This window comes from Mesorhizobium sp. P2_D1 (assembly GCF_056404455.1).
On the sequence record NZ_JBFUDZ010000157.1, the window covers coordinates 1 to 814 of the forward strand.

The window sequence follows — 814 nt, forward strand, 5'->3', positions numbered from 1 at the left end:
CAACAAGCGCGACATCGGCATAGTGTTCCAGAACTATGCCCTGTTTCCCCACATGAACGTCCTGGCAAATGTCGAGTATCCGCTGGTGCTGCGTAAGGTGCCGAAAGCCGAGGCCCGCCAGCGGGCGCTTGACGCCTTGGCCCGCGTGAAGCTGGACGGTCTGGCGGAGCGCGACATTGCCGCATTGTCCGGCGGCCAGCGCCAGCGGGTAGCGTTGGCGCGGGCGATCGTCTTTGAGCCACGCGTGATGCTGATGGACGAGCCGCTGTCGGCGCTCGACAAGAATCTGCGCGAAACCATGCAGTACGAGATCCGGCGTCTGCACGACGATCTCGGGATCACCACCATCTATGTGACGCATGATCAGCGCGAAGCACTGATCATGTCAGACCGGGTTGCGGTGATGAACTCCGGCCGCATTCAGCAGATCGACACGCCACAGCAGATTTATGATCGTCCATCGACCCGCTTTGTCGCGGAGTTCATGGGTGAGGCCAACATTGTGGCCCCTGGATCGGTGCGCAGAATGGACGGCGCCGATGCGTCACGCGACACCCTGATGATCCGCGCGGAGAGCTTCCATCTTGATGCGAAGCTCGTCGGGCGAGACGGGGTGGCGCTTGAGGGAACGCTGCGCGCCAAGGCGTTTCGCGGTGAGAACTGGCTTTTGTCGCTGGCGCTTGACGGCGGCCAAGAAGTCCTTGTCTGCATTCCGGCGGCGCTGGCCAGTGGCTGCGCCGAACTTGCCACCGGTAAGCGGGTGACCGCCTATGCACCAGCAGCGAAAGTTCACGCCATACCGGGAGCGGTAGCG

At 62.7% G+C, this 814-nt stretch carries 1 protein-coding gene; it reads left to right on the forward strand.

What is annotated here, in order from left to right:
* The coding region (locus tag AC1D0I_RS32705; protein WP_477400203.1) for an ABC transporter ATP-binding protein at window positions 1-814 on the forward strand (814 nt) is incomplete at both ends.